The organism is Streptomyces tibetensis (assembly GCF_040647715.1).
GTDB lineage: Bacteria > Actinomycetota > Actinomycetes > Streptomycetales > Streptomycetaceae > Streptomyces > Streptomyces tibetensis_A.
In genome coordinates this window covers 243,011-259,442 of the sequence record NZ_JBEZCR010000001.1, presented here as the reverse complement: position 1 = coordinate 259,442, position 16,432 = coordinate 243,011, and the positions used below count along the sequence as shown (strand labels likewise).

Below are 16,432 nucleotides of genomic sequence, written 5' to 3'. Positions count from 1 at the left end.
GCCATGGTGGGGTCCACGCCGTGGGCGGGATTCAGGCGGGGATCCTCGCCGTCGCCTCCGTTACCGCGTCCCGAAGGCCAGTGCCACCGTGGAACTGCAGCGTCGCGCCGTCGGGATCCGGGACGATGCGACCGGATCGTGGTCGTATGTGAAGGGTTCGTACGGGATCCAGGTCGGGCGCTCGATCACGGACCGCAGGATCACCGCGACGATTAACGTCTGATCCGGGACACGTTCCCCACCAGGCAGCCCCGGTCCGGGACCTGACCTCCGGACCGGGGCTCGTGGTCTGTCACGGGCGGCTCAGCGGGTGCCGAAGGCGTACACCGTCTCCGAGCGGAACACCTCGCCCGGCCGCAGCACGGTCGTCGGGAAGTCCGGCCGGTTCGGCGAGTCGGGGAAGTGCTGGGTCTCCAGCGCGATGCCGTCACCGGGCGCGAAGGGCTCGCCCAGGTGGTCGGCCGTGTACAGCTGGAGGCCGGGCTCGGTGGTCGCCACCGTCAGCACCCGCCCGGACGCCGGATCGTGCAGCTCGGCGACCTCCACCGGACCGTCCGTCACGCCCTTGTCGAGCACGAAGTTGTGGTCGTAGCCGGAGCCGGTCTTGCGCGACTCGCGGAAGTCGAACCGCGTACCGGCCACCTCCTCGGGGCCGCCGGCGGGGATCAGGTCCGCGTCGACCGGCGTGTACCGGGAGGCGGCCAGCAGCAGCTCGTGACCGCCCGCGTCACCGGAACCGGCCAGGTTGAAGTAGCTGTGGTTCGTCAAGTTCACCACGGTCGGGGCGTCCGTCACCGCCTCGTACGCGATCCGCAGCGCGCCGCTGCCGTCGAGCGTGTACGTCGCCGAGATCTCCAGCCGTCCCGGGAACCCCTCCTCGCCGTGCGGGCTGATCCGGGTCAGCCGCACTCCGTGCTCGACCGGCTCCGCCTCCCACACCCGCTTGTCGAAACCGCGCACGCCACCGTGCAAGGAGTTCGGACCGTTGTTCGGTTCCAGCGCGTACGTACGGCCGTCCAGGGTGAACCGGCCGCCGGCGATCCGGTTGGCGTACCTGCCGACCAGGGCGCCGAGGTACGGCTCCGGATGGGCGAGATACCCGTCGAGATCCGGGAACCCCAGCACCACGTCCCCGGCCCGGCCCTCCCGGTCCGGCACCTCCACGGACTGCACGATCCCGCCGTACGACAGGACCCGCACCCGTACGCCCGACCGCTCCAGGGTCCAGCGGTGCACCGGGGTCCCGTCGGAAAGTGTTCCGAAGAGTTCGTTCATGTGCGGAACTCTAAGTCAGAGTCCCGGTCAGGGCTTCTTCGCGGTCACGGTGCGGTACGCGATCTCCGCCAACCGGGCCTGTCCGTTCACACTGGGGTGGAAGTAGTCCCAGCGGCTCAACTGGGCCGTCCCGAAGCGGTAGTCGTACACCGCGCCCCCGTCGTACCGGCATCGCTCGTCCTCGGCGCAGACCTCCTTCAGGACCTTGTTGTAGTCCTCCACGCGCTTGTGCACCGTGTCCCGCCGCAGGGTCGCCGCCGGGCCCAGGGCGTCCGCGTCGCCCAGCATCGACGGACAGATGCCCAGCTTCCACACCTGCTTGCCCATCGGGCTGGTACGGCCCTCGGACCACAGCCGCTTCAGGTTCGGCACGCTCGCCACGAACACCTGTGCCTTGGGCAGGGCTTTGCGCAGGGAGCGCAGGGATTCCTCGAAGTCGGCACGGAAGGCGGAGACCGGAGTCATCGCCGAGGGCGTGGACCGGCAGGCGTCGTTGGCCCCCACCATCACCGTCACCAGCTGCGGTTCGCGCCGCACCGCCCGCGCCACCTGTCCGGGCAGATCGGCCATCCGCGCCCCGGTCACGGCGTAGTTCCAGCTCCGCCGGGCGGCCCCGGACCTGCCCAGCAACCGCACCGCGAGCGAGTCGACCTCCGGGCTGGTGCCGGTCGCCCAGGACGCCGCCGGACAGTCCGACAGCACGTCACACGCGTCGAACCCGCGTGTGATGGAGTCCCCGACGGCGGCGACGGAAGCCGGGCTGCGGTCCCACAGGGGCGTGGGCTGCGGCGACGGCTTCGCGGATTCGGACGGGGCGGCGGAATCACCCCCCACGGCGTCACACCCTGCGACACCCAGCACGGCCGCCGCGACCACGGCCAGAACGCCCCGTGTGCGACGGCTTCGCTTCCGCATCCCTGATCCATCCCCTCGCCACGCCGTGCTGCCTCTCCCACCCATGACAACGCACGAGGGTTCCCCACCGATCAGGTGCAACGGCTCACACCCGTACAAGCGTCCCCATGGGTGAATGGCAGGCGTTTCCCGGCACCTGGAGCGACCGTACGTCACACTCCTTGCGCCTCCGCACGGTAGCCTCGCCATCAACGTGACCCGCCCGGTCACAGCCGTTCCGCCCGTTTGCACCATGTCCCGCTCTGCCCGGAGGTTCCGGTGACGACACGTGGAGTTCTGTACGTGCACTCCGCGCCGCGCGCGCTGTGCCCGCACGTCGAGTGGGCCGTCGCCGGGGTGCTCGGCACACGCGTCAGCCTGGACTGGATCCGTCAGCCGGCCGCACCCGGCACCTGGCGCTCGGAGTTCTCCTGGCAGGGCCAGGCGGGCACGGCGTCCAAGCTGGCCTCGGCGCTGCGCGGCTGGCACCTGCTGCGCTTCGAAGTCACCGCGGAGCCCTGCCCCACCGCCGAGGGCGAGCGCTACAGCTGCACCCCCGACCTGGGCATCTACCACGCCGTCACCGGCATCCACGGCGACATCCTCATCCCGGAGGACCGCCTGCGCGCGGCGCTGCACCGCAGCCGGCGCGGTGAGACCGACCTCGAAGCCGAGATCGGCAAACTCCTGGGCAAGCCCTGGGACGACGAACTGGAGCCGTTCAGATACGCCGGAGAGGGCGCCCCGGTCCGCTGGCTCCACCAGGTGGTGTGAACTCCCCCAGGATCACGCCCTGAAGGGGCGCGCACCGGGTGGTGTGAACGCCTCCGGGATCACGCCCTGAAGGGGCGCGGGGAACTGCGCGACAAGCCCCCACCCGCCCGCACCCGGCAGGCAACGCGACACGAAACGGCGATCGGCCCGAACCCCACCGGGAGTTCGGGCCGATCCACGCTCAGGATCAGATGGTCCGGAAAGCCAACACCACGTTGTGACCACCGAACCCGAACGAGTCGTTCAGCGCGGCGATACGGCCCTCGACGGGCAGCTTCCGGGCCTCACCCCGCACGACGTCGGCGTTCGCCTCGGCCTCGGGGTCCAGGTTCTCCACGTTGATCGTCGGCGGCGCCACCCGGTGGTACAGCGCGAGGACGGTCGCCACCGTCTCCACGCCACCCGCACCACCCAGCAGATGCCCGGTCATCGACTTCGTCGCGGACACCGCGAAGTGGTCGGCGTCGTCACCGAACACCTTCCGCAGCGCCTTCAACTCGGCGATGTCCCCGGCCGGAGTCGACGTCGCGTGCGCGTTGACGTGCACGATCTCCGCCGGGTCCAGGTCGTTGCGGTCCAGCAGGTTCTGCAGGGCGTGCGAGATGCCCCGCCCCTCCGGCTCCGGCTGCACGATGTCGTGCGCGTCGGCGGAGATGCCCTGCCCGACCGCCTCGGCGTACACCCGGGCCCCGCGCTTCGCGGCGTGCTCGGCGGACTCCAGGACCACGACACCGGCGCCCTCACCGAGCACGAAGCCGTCGCGGGCGGTGTCGTAGGGACGCGACGCGCCCTGCGGGTCGTCGTTGTTCTTGGACATCGCCATCATGTTGCCGAACGCGGCGATGGGCAGCGGGTGGATCGCCGCCTCCGTGCCACCCGCGACGACGACGTCGGCGCGGCCGGTGCGGATCATCTCGATGGCGTAGCCGATGGCCTCGGCGCCCGACGCGCAGGCGGAGACCGGCGTGTGCACGCCCGCCCGGGCGCCCACGGCCAGACCCACGTTGGCCGAGGGGCTGTTGGGCATCAGCATGGGCACGGTGTGCGGGGAGACGCGGCGGACGCCCTTCTCCTTCAGCACGTCGTACTGGTCGAGCAGGGTGGTCACGCCGCCGATGCCGGAGGCGATGACCGCGCCGAGCCGGTCGGGGTCGATGTTCGGGTCCTCGCCGGCCTTCGCTTCGAAACCGGCGTCGGCCCAGGCCTCCTTGGCCGCGATCAGCGCGAACTGCGCGGAGCGGTCCAGTCGGCGGGCCTGCGGCCGCGGAATGACCTCGGTCGGCTCCACGGCGACCGGCGCCGCGATCTTGACGGCCTGGTCGGCCGCCCAGTCCTGCTCCAGGGGCTTCACTCCGGACTTGCCGGCGATCAGGCCCTCCCAGGTAGAGGCTGCGTCGCCACCCAGCGGTGTGGTTGCGCCGATACCGGTGACGACCACGGTGCGATTGGTCGAGCTCACGGGAATTCTTTCTCCAACGGATCCGAGGATTAAGCGGCGCCACCGCCGGGTGGCGGGGCAGTCAGCCCACAGGGCCAGATCGGCTGATCAGCCCTGGTGCTTGAGGATGTAGTCGGTCGCGTCACCGACGGTCTTGAGGTTCTTGACGTCCTCGTCGGGGATCTTGACGTCGAAGCGCTCTTCGGCGGCGACGACGACCTCGACCATGGACAGCGAGTCGACGTCCAGGTCGTCGGTGAAGGACTTGTCCAGCTGGACGTCCTCAACCGGGATGCCGGCGATCTCGTTCACGATCTCGGCGAGACCGGCGACGATCTCTTCCTGAGTGGCGGCCATGTCGGCGCTCCTTCGTAGATATTCAGACGGTGTGGCAGGTGTTTCCTCGCGTGCCGGATCGCATGATCCGGCACGGAGTGCCTAGGGGAGGGTAACGACAGTCGCGGCGTAGACGAGACCCGCCCCGAAGCCGATGACGAGCGCGGTGTCGCCGCTCTTCGCCTCGCCGGTCGCCAGGAGCCGCTCCATCGCGAGCGGAATCGAGGCGGCCGAGGTGTTGCCGGTGGTGCGTACGTCACGGGCGACCGTGACGGACTCCGGCAGCTTGAGAGTCTTCACCATCGAGTCGATGATCCGCTCGTTGGCCTGGTGCGGAATGAAGACGTCCAGGTCCTCCGCGGAGACGCCGGCGGCGTCCAGCGCCTCCTTGGCGACCTTCGCCATCTCGAACACGGCCCAGCGGAACACCGCCTGGCCCTCCTGCGTGATGGCGGGGAACTTGGCGACCTCACCGGAACGGTAGTCCGTCCACGGCACGGTCTGCTTGATCGTCTCGGACTTGTCGCCCTCGGAGCCCCAGACGGTGGGGCCGATGGCGGGTTCCTTGGCCGGCCCCACGACGACCGCGCCCGCGCCGTCGCCGAACAGGAAGGCCGTCGCCCGGTCCTCCAGGTCGGTGAGGTCGCTCAGCCGCTCCACGCCGATCACCAGGACGTACTCGGCCGAGCCCTCGACGATCATGCCCTTGGCGAGCGTGAGGCCGTAGCCGAAGCCCGCGCAGCCCGCCGAGATGTCGAAGGCGGCGGCCTTGTTCGTGCCGAGCTTGTCGGCGATCTCGGTCGCGACGGCCGGGGTCTGCTTGAAGTGCGAGACGGTCGAGACGATCACGCCGCCGATCTGCTCGGCGGAGATCCCGGCGTCGGCGATCGCCTTGCCGGACGCCTCGATCGACATCGCGGCGACCGTCTCCTCGTCGTTCGCCCAGTGCCGGGTCTCGATGCCGGAGCGCGAGCGGATCCACTCGTCGGACGAGTCGATCGTTTCGAGGATCACCTCGTTCGGCACCACCCGGGTCGGGCGGTAGCCGCCGACGCCGAGGATGCGCGCGTACGGGGCGCCCTTGCTGGGCTTGATCTTCGCCATGCGGTCGGCTCCTTGGGGGCGGCGGTCAGGCGTGCTCGGCGATGAGCTCGCGAGCCGCGTCGAGGTCGGCGGGGGACTTCAGGGCCAGCGTCTTCACCCCGGGCAGGGCCCGCTTGGCGAGGCCCGTGAGGGTGCCACCGGGGCACAGCTCGACCAGGGCCGTGACACCGAGCTCCTTGAAGGTCTCCATGCACAGGTCCCAGCGGACCGGGTTGGCGACCTGGCCGACCAGGCGGTCGAGCACCTCGCTGCCGGCGGCGACGGTCCGGCCGTCCTTGTTGGAGACGTAGGTGACCTTCGGGTCGCCGGGCGCCAGGGCCTCGGCGGCCTTGGACAGCGAGTCGACCGCGGGGGCCATGTGGTGCGTGTGGAACGCGCCGGCGACCTTCAGCGCGACGACCTTGCGCACGCCCTCGGGCTTGTCCGCCTCCAGGGCGGCGAGCTGCTCCTTGGTGCCGGCCGCGACGATCTGGCCCGCGCCGTTGATGTTGGCCGGGGTCAGGCCCAGCTTCTCCAGGTGCGGAACCGTCACGGCGGGGTCGCCGCCCAGCAGTGCCGCCATGCCGGTCTCCGTGACGGCGGCGGCCTCGGCCATGCCGAGCCCGCGGGTGCGGACGAGGCGCAGCGCCTCCTCGTGGGGGAGCACTCCGGCGAGCGACGCCGCGGTGATCTCGCCGACGCTGTGACCGGCGATCGCGCCGACCTTCTGCGGCAGCTCGGCCGGGTCGTCGAACAGCAGGCTCGCGGACGCGAGTCCGGCCGCGACCAGCAGCGGCTGCGCCACCGCGGTGTCGCGGATCTCCTCCGCGTCGGCCTCGGTGCCGTAACGGATCAGGTCGAGTCCCGCGGCGACGGACCAGGCCTCGAGGGCACCGCGAACACCGGGGAGGTCGAGCCATTCGGTCAGGAAGCCGGGCGTCTGAGCGCCCTGGCCGGGAGCGACGAGTACGAGCACTCTCACACTCTCTCTTGAGGACGGGCACAACCGCCCGTGGGGACAGGGACGAAGAACACGAGGGGGTTTTGTCGAGCCCCCACAAAACCTTAGGCCTGAGGATCTCCATCAACCAGACGCCCCAGGATCAGCGCGATCCGCAGGGTGAACGCTGAGCGTACATCGGAGGGTGACCAGCCGGTGACGTCAGTCACACGTCGCAGCCGGTAGCGGACGGTGTTGGGATGGACGAACAGCATGCGGGCGGCGCCCTCGAGACTGCTCGCCTGTTCGAGATAGACGCTGAGGGTCTCCAGGAGTGCGGCCCCGGCCTCCTCCAGCGGTCTGTAGATCTCCTCCACCAGTTGCTCGCGGGCCGAGGGGTCCCCGGCCATCGCCCGCTCCGGCAGCAGATCGTCAGCGAGGACCGGGCGCGGGGCGTCCTGCCAGGCGGAACATGCCTTGAGCCCCGCCGCGGCGGCCTGCGCGGACCGGGTCGCGGCCAGCAGGTCCGGCACCACCGGGCCCGCCACGACCGGGCCGGCCGCGAACGGGCCGATGAGCGACTTGGCGACGGCCAGCGGGTTGTCGCTGCCGCCGGCGATGACGACCAGCCGGTCGCCGAGCACCCCGGTGAGCACCTGGAGCTTGGCGTGCCGGGCGGCCCGGCGGATCGCCTCCACGGTCAGTTCGGAGTCGCCGTCCGGCGCCGTGCCGAGCACCACGCACACGTGTTCGGGTGAGTTCCACCCGAGCGCGGCGGCCCGGGACACGGCTCCCTCGTCGGCCTCGCCGCTGAGCACGGCGTTCACCACCAGGGACTCCAGCCGGGCGTCCCAGGCGCCGCGCGCCTCGGCGGCCTGCGCGTACACCTGGGCCGTGGCGAAGGCGATCTCGCGGGCGTAGACGAGCAGCGCCTCGCGCAGCACCCGCTCGTCGCCGGGGGCCGCGACCTCGTCGATCGCGCTCTCCATGACCTCGATGGTGGTGCGCACCATCTCCACGGTCTGGCGCAGGGTGATCGCCCGGGTCAGCTCGCGCGGCGCGGTGCCGAACACGTCGGTGGAGATGGCCTGCGGGGCGTCCGGGTGCCGGAACCACTCGGTGAACGCGGCGATGCCCGCCTGCGCGACCAGACCGATCCAGGAACGGTTCTCCGGGGGCATGGCCCGGTACCACGGCAGTGTCTCGTCCATCCGCGCGATGGCCTGCGCGGCGAGCGATCCGGACGACTTCTCCAGCCGCTTCAGCGTCGCGGCATGCGAATGGACGTCATGGGCTGCGGCTTCGTTCTTGCTGGTTTCGGGTTCGGGCACGGGGACAAGACTGCCTTATCCGGACGGGAGGGTGGGTCGCCGGGGTCTACGGTGGACCACGTGATGGACGTACGGCGCGCGGGCGAGCGCTACCCCGGAGGGGACGCGACCGCAGGGATCGAGACGTGGCACGCCTTCTCCTTCGGGCCCCACTACGACCCGGACAACCTCCGTTTCGGCGCGGTGCTCGCGTGCAACGAGGAGCGGCTGGCGCCCGGGGCGGGCTTCGACGAGCACCCGCACAGCCACACCGAGATCGTGACCTGGGTGGTGGAGGGCGAGCTGACCCACCGGGACTCCGCCGGGCACGAGTCGGTCGTACGCCACGGGGACGTGCAGCGGCTCGGCTCGGCCGGCGGGGTGCGGCACGTGGAGCGCAACGACGGCCCCGGCCCCCTGACCTTCATCCAGATGTGGCTGGCCCCCCTCAGCCCCGGCGGCGACCCGTCCTACGAGGTCGTCCGCGGCATCGCCGACTCCACGCCCTACGCCGTCCCCGAGGCCGGGGCGATGCTGCACGTGCGGCGCCTCGGGGCGGGGGAGCGGACGGCGGTGCCGGACGGGCGGTACCTGTACGTCCATGTCGTACGCGGTGCCGTACGCCTGGACGGCGAGGAACTGGGCGCCGGTGACGCCGCCCGGATCACGGACGCCAAGGGCCTGGAGACCGAGGGCGTCACCGACGCGGAGCTGCTGATCTGGGAGATGGCCTAGAGCTCTGCCAGGACCGCGTCGGTGAACGCCGGCCACGCCTCGATCGCCCACGGCCCGAACGCCCGGTCCGTCAGCGCCACGCAGGCCGCTCCCGCGTCCGGGTCGATCCACAGGAACGTACCCGACTGGCCGAAATGCCCGAAGGTGCGCGGCGAGGACGAGGAGCCCGTCCAGTGCGGCGACTTGGAGTCGCGGATCTCGAACCCGAGCCCCCAGTCGTTGGGGTTCTGGTGGCCGTACCCCGGCAGGACGCCCTTGGTGCCCGGGTAGTGCACGGTCATCGCCTCGGCGACCGTACGCGGATCGAGCAGCCGCGGAGCCTGCACCTCGGCCGCGAACCGCAGCAGGTCCTCCACCGTCGACACCCCGTCCTTGGCCGGGGAGCCCTCCAGGGCCGTAGAGGTCATGCCCAGCGGCTCCAGCACGGCCTGCCGGAGGTACTCGGCGAACGGGATGTCGGTGGCCTTCGCGACGTGGTCGCCCAGCTGCTCGAAGCCGGCGTTGGAGTACAGCCGCCGCTCCCCGGGCGGGGCCGTGACCTTGTGCTCGTCGAAGGCGAGGCCCGAGGTGTGGGCGAGCAGGTGCCGGACCGTCGAACCGGCGGGGCCCGCGGGCTCGTCGAACTCGATGGCCCCCTCCTCGTACGCGACGAGCACCGCGTAGGCGGCCAGCGGCTTGGTCACCGACGCGAGCGGGAACCGCTGCCCGGCCGGCCCGTGGGTGCCGAGGACGGTGCCGTCCGCCCGTACGGCACCCGCCGCGGCGGTGGGAACCGGCCAGTTATCGATCAACGCGAGGCTGTTCAGCGACATGCGTTCGAGCCTATGCGCTCAGAGCGCGAGTTCCAGCAAAGGGTCGGGCTTGGGGCGGAAACCGAGCGAGACGTACAGCGGCTCCGCCTCCGGCGAGGCGGTCAGCTGCACCCGCCGGGCACCGCGCTCGCGGAACCACTCCAGCAGGGTGGTCATGCAGGCCCGCGCGTATCCCCGGCGCCGGGCGTCCGGATCGGTGGCGACGCTGAACACGAAGCCCACCCTGCCCTGCGGATCACCCGCCTTGCCGATGCGGTAGTCGATCGTCCCGGCCACCAGGCAGGCCAGCGCGCCCGGCCGCTCCGGGTGGTCCACGACGAACGCCGTGAAGTCCCCTTCCGCATCGCCCAGTTTGGCCCTCAGAGTGGGCAGCGACTCCCCGTGCCAGGAGAGGGAGGGATCGGAGGCGAACATCGCGTCGATCATGACTTGGCGCAACCGCAGGACTTCCTCGGCGTCCTCGGGCAGGGCACGACGTACAACACTCATGACTCCGTACGCTAACCAGCCGGATCCGGAAGTGTCCTGCCGATTTCTTACCGTCGGCGCTTGCTTGGAGTGCACTCCAAGGTTCTAGCGTGGGGGCCATGACGGTGATGGAGACCACGGTGACCGGGACCGACACCTGTGCCGGCCCGCCGCAGCAGAACCGGCGCCCGGACGGCCAGGACCGCTACACGATCAGCGAGGTCGTCGCCCTGACCGGCCTGACGGCTCACACCCTGCGGTGGTACGAGCGGATCGGTTTGATGCCGCACATCGACCGGTCCCACACCGGTCAGCGCCGCTACACCAACCGCGACCTCGACTGGCTCGACCTCGTCGGCAAGCTCCGTCTGACGGGCATGCCGGTCGCGGACATGGTCCGGTACGCGGAACTGGTGCGCGAGGGCGACCACACCTATGTCGAGCGCTTCGAGCTGCTGAAGACGACCCGTGAGGACGTCCTGGCCAGGATCGACGAACTCCGGGGCACGCTCGCCGTGCTCGACCGGAAGATCAGTTTCTACGCGGACGCCGGGCGTGCCCTGGCGTCGGAGAGGTCCCGATGACGGACGGCAGGATCACGACGGCGAAGCTCGGCGACCACGGTCCCGAGGTGAGCGTCCAGGGCCTGGGCTGCATGGGCATGAGCTTCGGTTACGGCCCCGCGGACGCGTCCAGGGCCACGCTGGAGCGGGCGCTCGAACTGGGCGTCACCTTCTACGACACGGCCGACGCGTACGGCGCCGGTGAGAACGAGCGTTTCCTTTCGCCGTTCTTCAAGGCCCATCGCGACGAGGTCGTCATCGCCACCAAGTTCGCCCTGTCGATCCCCCCGGACGACCCGACGCGCCGTGTCGTGCGCAACGACCCGCCCTACATCCGGCAGGCCGTCGAGGCGAGCCTGAAGCGCCTGGACGTCGATGCCATCGACCTCTACTACATGCACCGGCGCGATGTGAACGTGCCGATCGAGGAGAGTGTCGGCACCATGGCCGACCTGGTCCGCGAGGGCAAGGTCAAGCATCTGGGCCTGAGCGAGGTCACGGCCGGTGAACTGCGGGCCGCCCACGCCGTCCACCCCATCGCCGCCGTGCAGTCGGAGTGGTCGCTGTTCAGCCGTGACATCGAGACGCACGTCGTCCCCGCGGCGCGTGAGCTGGGTGTGGCCCTCGTGCCGTACTCACCCCTCGGCCGGGGCTTCCTCACCGGCTCCTTCACCGACGCGGACCGCGACCTGACCGCCGGTGACTTCCGCCGCCTGCAGCCCCGCTTCACGGGCGACAACGCCACGGCGAACGCGACGCTGCTGGAGCTGATCCGGTCGGTGGCCAAGGCCCACGACGCGACCCTCGGTCAGATCGCCCTGGCCTGGGTCCAGCAGCAGGCGACGGTCCACGACCTCCCGGTCATCCCGATTCCGGGCACCCGCAAGCCCACCAGGGTGGAGGAGAACACGGCGGCGACCAGGATCACCCTGACCGACGAGCAACTGGACCTGCTGGACGGCATAGCGGCCCAGGTGGCGGGCAACCGCTACGCGGACATGGCGTTCACGTCAGCGGGCCGGGAGTAAAGGGGTCTTCAGGGGCGCGGGGAACTGCGCGATCAACCACGCACGCACCCGCGCCCGCCCATGGCGAGGCCCCGGCAGACGCTAAAGCTCAGAGAGCAACTCGGCCTTTTTGACCGAAAACTCCTCATCCGTCACCAATCCGGCCTGATGCAGCTCACCCAGGTGACGAATCCGCTCGGCGATGTCCGCGGGATCGCGGCGCGGCCCGCCGGCCGGCACGGCCGGCACCGGACTGGACGCCCGCACCGCGGCCAGCACCGCCGCCGCGAACGGCAGCGACTCGTGCACGGGCCCGTACCCCAGCCCGAACACCACTGCAGCGGGGTCCTGATCGGCCTGGACCCCCGAAACTCCCGCATCCCGGCCCAAAAGCCGCAGATGCCCCTCGAAGACCTCCGGTGACCGCCACTCCACCCCGTTCAGCTCGCCGACGGTGAAGCTCTGGTCGCCGGCCTTCCACTTCGCCGACGACGCCCCCGTCCAGAACCACCGGAAGGTAACGGTCCGTCCGTCGAAGGTCGCCTTCCCGTCGTACGCCTTGAACGACAGCGGCCCCTCGGGCGCCTTCACCAGGAACCGGTCGGCCGGCCCTGACTCCGTCAGCAGCCCCCGCAGTTCGTCGGCGTAGTACTCCGCGAGGACCTCCCGCTCGGCGGGCAGCACCAGCCGGTAGGGGTCGACGTTCTCCTTCAGCTGCCCGGCGGCCGCCTCCAGCAACGGGTCCGCCCCGGGGCGCGGCTCGACGCGCAGCACGACAGTGCCGCGCTTGCCGCGGGTCAGGCTCACCCCGGCGATCGCCTCCAGGGGCACACGCCGTTCCCCGAGGGCCTGGAAGAGCTTGGGTGTTCGGATCCCCCGCTCGTAGCGGATGAGCACGGAGTCGGACTCGAACTCCCAGACGGCATGCAATCCGGCCAGTACGTCACCCATGCGGCTCATCGTATGCGGCACGCGCTCCTCCGTCCCCCTCCCGAGCAGACCGCAGTTTCTTCGCCTCTACGCGCGTCAGGCCGCCGCCGTACCGGACATACCGGTACGGCAGACGCCGTCTTCGTGCGCGCAGTGCACCGAGCGGTATGCGCCTACGCCGATCTCTGCGAAATTGAACAGACTTGCCGTCCCGGGCTCGAAGTACCCCGCGTGACCCTTCGCGCCCGCCGCCGAAAGCACCCGCGCGCCGAACCCGGCGGACACCGGATCGGCTCCGTGGCCCAGTCCGCCGACCTCCAGGTAGGGAACGTCCTGGATCCAGTCGTCGGAGTCCCGCATCGCCCATACCCGGGCGGTGGTGTGCAGTTGGGCGGCCTTCTCGACCCGCATGCCGGGGCTGCCGGCCACCGCGATGTCGGACACCCGGCCCGGCAGCGAGTGCGCGGCGACGCCGCACACCACGGAGCCGTAGCTGTGGCAGAACAGTGAGACCGGCGAACCGCCCGGCAGCGCCCGCACCAGCGCGTTGAGCCGTACAGCACCCTCCTCGGCCCGCATCGCCGTGGCCGAGTCGATGCCGAGCCCGCTCGGCGCCGTGTAGTCGGCCCAGGCGATCACGGCCGTCCGGGTCGACGGGCTCGCCTGCCGCTCGGCCGCGTACAGGGACTTGGCCATGCCGACCGGCGCCGAGTACTTGCGCTGGGTGCGCTGGAACGTGAGCAGGTCGGTGTCGACGCCGGGGACGACGACCGACACCCGCTCCGCCCTGCGCAGGTTCCCGAACACCTCCGCCACCCGGCCCGAACCCTCCGGGTCGAAGGCCAGGATGTGCCGGCCCGGCTCCATGAGGTCCTCGAAGCGGTGCATCCTGCGGCCCGCCTCGTGCTGCCCGGACGGGGTGAGGCGCTTGTCGTGCATGCGTTCCCGCTCGACCTCGCGTGCCTTGGCGAGCGCGAGGTGGTTGGCGCGGTAGCGCAGCTCGACCGGCGCGCCGTTCATGTTGCCCAACGCGAGCGAGTACGTGCGGACCAGGGTCGAACGCTCCTGCTCGGTGAGCGAGGAGAAGAAGCCGGCCAGTTTCGCCGGCTGGGACTGCGGGTCCGGCAGCCGGTGCCCGCCGATCCGGCCGTGCTCCCAGGCGGAGAGCGAGGCTTGGAGCGGTGTGGGGCCCCGCTGGTTGCGCAGGGCCGTCCAGCCGGTGGTCGCCAGCATCACGAACACGACGGCCAGAGCGAGCAGTGCGCGCCAGACGTTCAGTTGCGGGGAGGTGTCGAAGGAAGTCACTGAAAGGACACACTAGGAGAACGAGAGGGTCTCGCGTTAACCAAGTGACCGGGATCACGTTTCGGTGAAGGGGTTAAGGGGACTGCTCCGCGCGCCAGTTCCCGGCCAGTGCGGGACCCACCTGATCCAGGTATGTCGTGGTGAGTTCGCGCATTCCGTCGAGGGTGACGTCGTCCCCCGCGGACCACAAGCGCTCGGTGACGCGAATCACCCCACCGAAGAGCGCGACGATGATCCTCGGCCGGGGGTCCCGGTCCACGTCGAGCCCCTCGCGCTCGGCGATGATGCACGCGAGCTGCTCCTCCAGCTCCGCCGACCGCCGCAGATGGGCGGCGAGCAGCGCGGGCGTCGACTCGATCACCCGGTAGACGCGCATGTGCAGCTCGATCGGCACGAGTTCCACGACGGCCTCGTTGATCGCGTCCCAGCTCTCCAGCACGGACCGGCGCAGCGCCTCCAGCGGCGCCTCGTGCGGCGGGCGGGCGCGCAGCGCCTCGACGACGAGCGTCTCCGCGAGGCGCGGTACGAAGAACGCCGTCTCCTCCTTGCCGGCGAAGTAGCGGAAGAAGGTGCGCTGTGAGACGTCCACGGCGGCGGCGATGTCGTCGACGGTCGTCTCCTCGTACCCGCGCGTGGCGAAGAGCTCCAGCGCGGCCCGCAGCAGTGCGTCCCGGGTGCGCCGCTTCTTGCGTTCGCGCAGGTTCAAGTCAGGCCTCTCGTTCGCAGTGTTTTCCCAGTTCAGGCTATACGGGGATGTCGTGTCAGTTACCGACTAGTGAAATGGTTTGTCAATTGTCAGCGGCTGACACTAGCCTCCCGGTATGACTAGTCAGACCACCATCGATTCGACGGGGTCGGGGGGCAAGGCGCCGGCGGGTCCGTCGGACGCGACGCCGGGCAAGGGGTTGCGAGGGCACCCCTGGCTCACCCTCATCACCGTCGCCGTGGGGGTCATGATGGTGGCCCTCGACGGCACCATCGTGGCCATAGCCAACCCGGCGATCCAGAGGGACCTCGGCGCCACCTTCGCCGAGGTCCAGTGGATCACCAACGGATACTTCCTCGCCCTCGCGGTCTCCCTGATCACCGCGGGCAAGCTCGGCGACCGGTTCGGCCACCGGCAGACCTTCCTCATCGGCGTCGTCGGCTTCGCCGCCGCCTCGGGCGCGATCGGCCTGTCCGACAGCATCGCGTTCGTCGTCGTCTTCCGCGTGTTGCAGGGCCTGTTCGGCGCGCTGCTGATGCCGGCCGCGCTCGGCCTGCTGCGGGCCACCTTCCCGGCCGAGAAGCTGAACATGGCCATCGGTATCTGGGGCATGGTCATCGGCGCGTCCACCGCGGGCGGCCCGATCCTCGGCGGTGTGCTCGTCGAGCACGTCAACTGGCAGTCGGTGTTCTTCATCAACGTGCCGGTCGGTGTCCTCGCCGTCGTCCTCGGCGTGCTGATCCTGCTCGACCACCGCGCCGAGAACGCCCCGCGCTCCTTCGACCTGCTGGGCATCGCCCTGCTGTCGACCGCCGTGTTCTGCCTGGTGTGGGCGCTCATCAAGGCGCCGCCGTCCGAGTGGGGCTGGGGCGACCCGAAGACGCTCGGCTTCCTCGGTGCCTCCGTGCTGTGCTTCGTGGTCTTCGCCTTCTGGGAGACGAAGGTGAAGGAGCCGCTGATCCCGCTCGCGCTGTTCCGCTCCGTGGCGCTGTCCGCCGGTGTCGTGCTGATGGTGCTGATGGCCATCGCGTTCATGGGCGGCCTGTTCTTCGTGACCTTCTACCTCCAGAACGTCCACGGCATGAGCCCGATCGACGCCGGCCTGCATTTGCTGCCGCTCACCGGCATGATGATCGTCGGCTCGCCACTGGCCGGTGCGATGATCACCAAGCTCGGCCCCCGGGTCCCGCTCGCGGGCGGCATGGCGCTCACCGCGATCGCCATGTACGGGATGTCCACGCTGGAGACGGACACCGGCAGCGGCATCATGTCGCTCTGGTTCGCCCTGCTGGGCCTCGGTCTCGCGCCGGTCATGGTCGGAGCGACCGAAGTCATCGTCGGCAACGCCCCGATGGAGCTGTCCGGCGTCGCGGGCGGCCTCCAGCAGGCCGCCATGCAGATCGGCGGCAGCCTCGGTACGGCGGTGCTCGGTGCCGTCATGGCCTCCAAGGTCAACAGTGACCTCGCCGGCAACTGGGAGAAGGCGGGCCTCCCGCCGCTCACCCCGGAGCAGGAGCACCAGGCCTCCGAGGCGGTCCAGGTGGGTGTCCCGCCGGTGGCGCCGGGCACGCCGGACGCGATCGCCGCGAAGATCACGGGCGTCGCGCACGACACCTTCATCTCGGGCATGAGCGCGGCCTCGCTCGTCGCGGCCGGGGTCGCCGTGGTGGCGGTGCTGGTCGCCTTCCTCACCAAGCGCGGTGAGAACGCGGAAGCCGGCGCGGGCGCCGCGCACATCTGACGGTCCGGCGGTTCGTTCCCTCATCAGGGTGAACAGAGCCGCCGAACCCTCCCCTTGGGCACGCGTCGCAGGTCACAGTGGGTCAACTCCTCCGCAGGGCATGGAGGACGGACGC

General features: G+C 70.6%; 17 protein-coding genes. 5 read left to right on the top strand and 12 right to left on the bottom strand.

Annotation, left to right across the window (positions count from 1 at the left end; genetic code table 11):
• Nucleotides 1–303 precede the first annotated feature (303 nt).
• Together AB0B29_RS01195 and AB0B29_RS01190 are read right to left on the bottom strand one after the other, a co-directional pair.
• On the bottom strand, nucleotides 304–1,275 hold the full coding sequence (locus AB0B29_RS01195; RefSeq protein WP_362232292.1) for an aldose epimerase family protein: 972 nt from the start codon (nucleotides 1,273–1,275) through the stop codon (nucleotides 304–306).
• 27 nt (nucleotides 1,276–1,302) lie between these two features.
• A complete protein-coding gene (locus AB0B29_RS01190) occupies nucleotides 1,303–2,190 on the bottom strand; it encodes an SGNH/GDSL hydrolase family protein (RefSeq protein WP_362232289.1) in 888 nt (295 codons plus the stop codon).
• 258 nt (nucleotides 2,191–2,448) lie between these two features.
• Here AB0B29_RS01190 and AB0B29_RS01185 point away from each other — a divergent pair, with 258 nt between their 5' ends.
• Nucleotides 2,449–2,943, top strand: coding sequence for a DUF3145 domain-containing protein (locus tag AB0B29_RS01185; RefSeq protein ID WP_344457749.1), 495 nt, complete (start codon nucleotides 2,449–2,451; stop codon nucleotides 2,941–2,943).
• A 187-nt stretch (nucleotides 2,944–3,130) separates the two neighbouring features.
• Here AB0B29_RS01185 and fabF read toward each other — a convergent pair whose 3' ends face one another.
• The 5 genes from fabF to fasR all read right to left on the bottom strand — a co-directional run bounded on the left by fabF (nucleotide 3,131) and on the right by fasR (nucleotide 8,071).
• Complete coding sequence (gene fabF, locus AB0B29_RS01180; RefSeq protein WP_362232286.1) at nucleotides 3,131–4,402, bottom strand: beta-ketoacyl-ACP synthase II; 1,272 nt, start codon at nucleotides 4,400–4,402, stop codon at nucleotides 3,131–3,133.
• Nucleotides 4,403–4,489: 87 nt separating this feature from the next.
• Complete coding sequence (locus AB0B29_RS01175) at nucleotides 4,490–4,738, bottom strand: acyl carrier protein (RefSeq protein WP_003989952.1); 249 nt, start codon at nucleotides 4,736–4,738, stop codon at nucleotides 4,490–4,492.
• An 81-nt stretch (nucleotides 4,739–4,819) separates the two neighbouring features.
• Nucleotides 4,820–5,821 carry a ketoacyl-ACP synthase III gene (locus AB0B29_RS01170; protein ID WP_362232284.1) on the bottom strand — a complete coding sequence of 334 codons (1,002 nt, stop codon included), beginning with the start codon at nucleotides 5,819–5,821 and terminating at the stop codon, nucleotides 4,820–4,822.
• Nucleotides 5,822–5,846: 25 nt separating this feature from the next.
• Nucleotides 5,847–6,776 carry an ACP S-malonyltransferase gene (locus AB0B29_RS01165; protein WP_362232281.1) on the bottom strand — a complete coding sequence of 310 codons (930 nt, stop codon included), beginning with the start codon at nucleotides 6,774–6,776 and terminating at the stop codon, nucleotides 5,847–5,849.
• Between the two features lie 89 nt (nucleotides 6,777–6,865).
• Nucleotides 6,866–8,071, bottom strand: coding sequence for a fatty acid biosynthesis transcriptional regulator FasR (fasR, locus tag AB0B29_RS01160; protein ID WP_362232278.1), 1,206 nt, complete (start codon nucleotides 8,069–8,071; stop codon nucleotides 6,866–6,868).
• A 60-nt stretch (nucleotides 8,072–8,131) separates the two neighbouring features.
• Here fasR and AB0B29_RS01155 point away from each other — a divergent pair, with 60 nt between their 5' ends.
• Nucleotides 8,132–8,785, top strand: a complete 654-nt coding sequence (locus AB0B29_RS01155; protein WP_362232276.1) for a pirin family protein — start codon at nucleotides 8,132–8,134, stop codon at nucleotides 8,783–8,785.
• On the opposite strand, the gene AB0B29_RS01150 is transcribed toward AB0B29_RS01155, so the two are convergent.
• Both AB0B29_RS01150 and AB0B29_RS01145 read right to left on the bottom strand, forming a co-directional pair.
• Nucleotides 8,782–9,597, bottom strand: coding sequence for a serine hydrolase domain-containing protein (locus AB0B29_RS01150; RefSeq protein ID WP_362232273.1), 816 nt, complete (start codon nucleotides 9,595–9,597; stop codon nucleotides 8,782–8,784). The genes AB0B29_RS01155 and AB0B29_RS01150 overlap by 4 nt on opposite strands.
• A gap of 18 nt (nucleotides 9,598–9,615) precedes the next feature.
• Nucleotides 9,616–10,086: a GNAT family N-acetyltransferase gene (locus AB0B29_RS01145; protein WP_362232271.1), complete on the bottom strand. Its 471-nt coding sequence runs from the start codon at nucleotides 10,084–10,086 to the stop codon at nucleotides 9,616–9,618.
• Nucleotides 10,087–10,184: 98 nt separating this feature from the next.
• On the opposite strand from AB0B29_RS01145, the gene AB0B29_RS01140 reads away from it, so the two are divergent.
• Both AB0B29_RS01140 and AB0B29_RS01135 read left to right on the top strand, forming a co-directional pair.
• Complete coding sequence (locus AB0B29_RS01140) at nucleotides 10,185–10,649, top strand: MerR family transcriptional regulator (protein WP_362232269.1); 465 nt, start codon at nucleotides 10,185–10,187, stop codon at nucleotides 10,647–10,649.
• Nucleotides 10,646–11,656, top strand: a complete 1,011-nt coding sequence (locus tag AB0B29_RS01135; RefSeq protein ID WP_362232266.1) for an aldo/keto reductase — start codon at nucleotides 10,646–10,648, stop codon at nucleotides 11,654–11,656. Before AB0B29_RS01140 ends, AB0B29_RS01135 begins: the two co-directional genes overlap by 4 nt.
• 81 nt (nucleotides 11,657–11,737) lie before the next feature.
• Here the strand turns inward: AB0B29_RS01135 and AB0B29_RS01130 are convergent, their stop codons facing one another.
• From AB0B29_RS01130 to AB0B29_RS01120, 3 genes are all read right to left on the bottom strand, one after another.
• Entirely contained in the window at nucleotides 11,738–12,595 is an 858-nt protein-coding gene (locus AB0B29_RS01130) for a DUF4429 domain-containing protein (protein ID WP_362233861.1), read from the bottom strand.
• Between the two features lie 66 nt (nucleotides 12,596–12,661).
• Nucleotides 12,662–13,870 (bottom strand): alpha/beta hydrolase family protein, encoded by a 1,209-nt coding sequence (locus AB0B29_RS01125; protein WP_362232263.1) that lies wholly within the window; start codon nucleotides 13,868–13,870, stop codon nucleotides 12,662–12,664.
• 73 nt (nucleotides 13,871–13,943) lie between these two features.
• Nucleotides 13,944–14,576, bottom strand: a complete 633-nt coding sequence (locus tag AB0B29_RS01120) for a TetR family transcriptional regulator (RefSeq protein ID WP_362232260.1) — start codon at nucleotides 14,574–14,576, stop codon at nucleotides 13,944–13,946.
• Between the two features lie 115 nt (nucleotides 14,577–14,691).
• Here AB0B29_RS01120 and AB0B29_RS01115 point away from each other — a divergent pair, with 115 nt between their 5' ends.
• Nucleotides 14,692–16,317, top strand: coding sequence for an MFS transporter (locus tag AB0B29_RS01115; RefSeq protein ID WP_362232257.1), 1,626 nt, complete (start codon nucleotides 14,692–14,694; stop codon nucleotides 16,315–16,317).
• Nucleotides 16,318–16,432 lie beyond the last annotated feature (115 nt).

Bases quoted from the DNA above. Each gene is read 5' to 3' on its own strand.
- AB0B29_RS01195 (WP_362232292.1), bottom strand. From the start codon at position 1,275: ATGAACGAACTCTTCGGAACACTTTCCGACGGGACCCCGGTGCACCGC.
- AB0B29_RS01190 (WP_362232289.1), bottom strand. From the start codon at position 2,190: ATGCGGAAGCGAAGCCGTCGCACACGGGGCGTTCTGGCCGTGGTCGCG.
- AB0B29_RS01175 (WP_003989952.1), bottom strand. From the start codon at position 4,738: ATGGCCGCCACTCAGGAAGAGATCGTCGCCGGTCTCGCCGAGATCGTG.
- AB0B29_RS01170 (WP_362232284.1), bottom strand. From the start codon at position 5,821: ATGGCGAAGATCAAGCCCAGCAAGGGCGCCCCGTACGCGCGCATCCTC.
- AB0B29_RS01150 (WP_362232273.1), bottom strand. From the start codon at position 9,597: ATGTCGCTGAACAGCCTCGCGTTGATCGATAACTGGCCGGTTCCCACC.
- AB0B29_RS01145 (WP_362232271.1), bottom strand. From the start codon at position 10,086: ATGAGTGTTGTACGTCGTGCCCTGCCCGAGGACGCCGAGGAAGTCCTG.
- AB0B29_RS01140 (WP_362232269.1), top strand. From the start codon at position 10,185: ATGACGGTGATGGAGACCACGGTGACCGGGACCGACACCTGTGCCGGC.
- AB0B29_RS01135 (WP_362232266.1), top strand. From the start codon at position 10,646: ATGACGGACGGCAGGATCACGACGGCGAAGCTCGGCGACCACGGTCCC.
- AB0B29_RS01130 (WP_362233861.1), bottom strand. From the start codon at position 12,595: ATGAGCCGCATGGGTGACGTACTGGCCGGATTGCATGCCGTCTGGGAG.
- AB0B29_RS01115 (WP_362232257.1), top strand. From the start codon at position 14,692: ATGACTAGTCAGACCACCATCGATTCGACGGGGTCGGGGGGCAAGGCG.